General features: G+C 51.3%; 3 protein-coding genes. All 3 read right to left on the bottom strand.

All coding sequences use genetic code 11. The features are described 5' to 3' along the window. A partial coding sequence (locus Q7O77_RS16580) for a DUF4123 domain-containing protein (protein WP_304169819.1) occupies positions 1–777 on the bottom strand: 777 nt, incomplete at its 3' end. A gap of 178 nt (positions 778–955) precedes the next feature. Further along, the gene (locus tag Q7O77_RS16575) at positions 956–1,735 is read right to left on the bottom strand and encodes an ankyrin repeat domain-containing protein (protein ID WP_304169817.1); all 780 of its coding nucleotides are present in this window, start codon (positions 1,733–1,735) and stop codon (positions 956–958) included. Beyond that, positions 1,735–2,865: phospholipase (locus tag Q7O77_RS16570; RefSeq protein ID WP_304169815.1), on the bottom strand; the 1,131-nt coding region annotated here is incomplete at its 5' end. The genes Q7O77_RS16575 and Q7O77_RS16570, both read right to left, overlap by 1 nt.

The following is a 2,865-nucleotide window of genomic DNA, read 5'->3' as shown; positions in this document are numbered from 1 at the left end:
GCTGCCGATAATCCAGCGATGCGCAGACCAGGCTTCACATTCGGCGTCGGTGGCGTGTGGATATAAACTTTTAGCCAGATCGATACCGCTAATAAAACGTTTTCTTAGTAGCTCGATGTCTAATAAAAAAAACGTTCTTTCACTGACATACATAAAAAGCTGATTCGCCAGACAACGCAGCCGATTGTCATGCGTTAAAAGATCAAACTGGGTTTGATTTAGCGATATTTGATAGTTGTTCGTCGCAGACCTAGAGATTTCTTCATCGAGCAACGGAATATAATCCAAAAATTCGCGAGTCTCGGCCGGTAGGAACAGCTGCCGGGCAGGCGCAAGGAAATCCGTTTGCTCCTGCGGGCTGATTGTCGCCCACCACAGCGCCAGGGCATCCGGACCATAGCTGCGAAACAGCGTCTTCTGCCCGGTGGGTCCTCGGCAAACCACGCGTTGTTGCCAGTATTGCACCATCTCATCAAGCGACATGTCCGCTGTCATCAGCAACGTTCCCTGATGACCATAGTCCTGGCTCTGGGTCCAAAGCAGTAGCGTTTCTCCGCAGTTGCCTTCCTCGAGTTCGACAATAAACGGCGCAACTAAGCGTAATGAATCTGGAAATATCGGTGAATCGAGCTGCCGCCATTGATCTTTCGCCGACTGATGAAAGGCTCGCCAATAAACCGGCAACTCTGGATAACACATCACATCGATAATGGCATACAGCGGCGAGGTTTTATTTCGAATGATCTCAAAGAGTCTCAGGCTGTTTTTTTCATTCATCTGATAAACCTGAATCTTAATTAATGGATAACAGTAAATAATTAACATCGCGAAATAACGGCGTTATTCCACGCGGTGGCATTTATGTTTTTTGTTAGGGAATAAATGAGAATATGTAACTAGGCAAGAAGAGGAAAATGTCAGGGAACGAATCTGCTCGTTCCCTGATAACGGTGAACTATTTAGCCTTCTCCTTTTCCCACTGCGCTCTGACTTCTTGAGGAGAGGGAGGTGGGAACCTCACCCCTTTTTGCTCCAGCACCTGTTTAACCTTCATAAGCCACGGACGTTGCCGTGAGTTTTTAGACACTATCGATTCACTTTCGTAAACATTCGTCGCGAGGTCAGACCCAGTTTTATCGTAAACATCAGTTTTCGCGCCGCGCTCCATCAGCCAATAAACGATCTCATATTTGTTGAGATAGGACGCGTATAACGCGCTATTTCTATTTATATTATCTAGCTGATTGATGTTGGCGCCTCGTTCCAGTAATAGCTCCATATCCGCCCAGCGTTCCTCATTAATCGCGCCATATATGGGGGGGTGACCACTATTGTCCAATAAATTGGGATCGCCCCCCGCATCCAGAATGATGCGCAACCAGTCTGGATCCTTAAACCCAGGCACCATATTGATCGCCGCGTTACCGTAGCCGTTTTTAAAGTTAGGATCGGCCCCTAATTTCAGGCCCAGCGTCACCGCTTGTTTATCTTGCGTCTCGAGGATTAACCACTGCAGAGGCGTTATCCCTTCTGTACTGTGAACGTTAAGCTTAACGCCCTGCGCCAACGCTTCCCTTGCAGCGCTTTCATTACCCTTGCGAATATTTTCCAGTAGTGCGGCGGTCGCTGGGTCAAATAACTCTCTGGCTTCCATACTACGCCCTCCCAAATTGCAAGCTGTTAACAGACTGGCGATAAAAAGGCATCCCCACTTGATACGCTTTAACCATTGCATCACATCTCCTTAAATACGCCGTTGATTGCGCCGATATCTTCTCTCTTTTGAGTTTCAATCCCGGCAATCACCTGATCCATACCATGGCGGGCAATCGGCGATCCGCCCAGTGACGGCAGCGGCGACATCTCGCCGAGTGCTTTTGGCAGCGCGCCGTTGTAAAGGGCCATCATGCCAAATGTCGCCCCTACCACCGCGCCAGCAGTGGCGCCGCCGACCAAACCGCCGAGTAGCGATACAACGCCCCCCAACATTACCGGAACCGCCGCCTTGCAATTGGTCTGGACCATCGTCAACACTTCGCCATCAACAGCCTGCGTCTTAATCAGCGCTGCGGTTTCTTCTATTGAAACCCCACCCCCGACCGTATTGGGATGTAGGCCCGCCGCATTGAAGGTATACCCGTGTAGCCCAGTGGCACTGACTCCGGCAGAAGCCTCGCCCCCACCTAACGAGTGACCTACCAGTGTCAAATTTGCACCAGAATTCATCTTTATAAAGTATCTTGCCGCGTTCATAGCCTTTACATAAGGAGTCGCTTTAAGTCCTATCCCTTGCCGAATGTTTGTCATCCAATCTTTAAAACCAGTGACTGCATTATCGGTGCCTCTGTAGGTGAGCATGGTTTCACCGTTAATCTCCGACTTAAAGGGGACAGCCCCGAATCCTGATTCTTCATCAAAGTACTCATTTCCCTCTGTTGGTAACGCCGACTTAGGATCAACGATCGACAGCCCCACCGGCGGTGCGGGCAGTTCCGCTTTCGCCCCGCGGCGAAATTCATCCACATCATAGACATACTTCGCTGCCTCTGCGCGTAAAATGCTGTCGTTGTTGCCGGCGAGACGCTTGGCGGCGGCTTGCAGATTCGGATTGGTAGACGCCTGTTGCGCCAGCTGCTTACGCGCCTGGTAGCGCGCTTTGCGTTGTTCCAGCGTCAACGCTTCCGTTGGCAGCGGTAGCTCAGGCGTCGGCATCCACGACATCAGCCCCTTCCACGGCAACAACATCGGCGACAACGCCAGCAGCGGCGATCGCTTGCTGGCCGACTGCTCCGCGCAGGATTTAACGGGGGACTGATGCGGCGTGTCGCCGATGATCACATCCCCGCTACCTGCGGCGACGGAGCC

Source organism: Lonsdalea britannica, from assembly GCF_946477055.1.
Taxonomy (GTDB): Bacteria; Pseudomonadota; Gammaproteobacteria; order Enterobacterales; family Enterobacteriaceae; genus Lonsdalea; species Lonsdalea britannica_A.
This window is presented reverse-complemented; position numbering and strand designations above follow the sequence as displayed.

Coding starts and splice junctions, on each gene's coding strand:
- Q7O77_RS16575 (WP_304169817.1), bottom strand. CDS start 1,735: ATGCAATGGTTAAAGCGTATCAAGTGGGGATGCCTTTTTATCGCCAGT.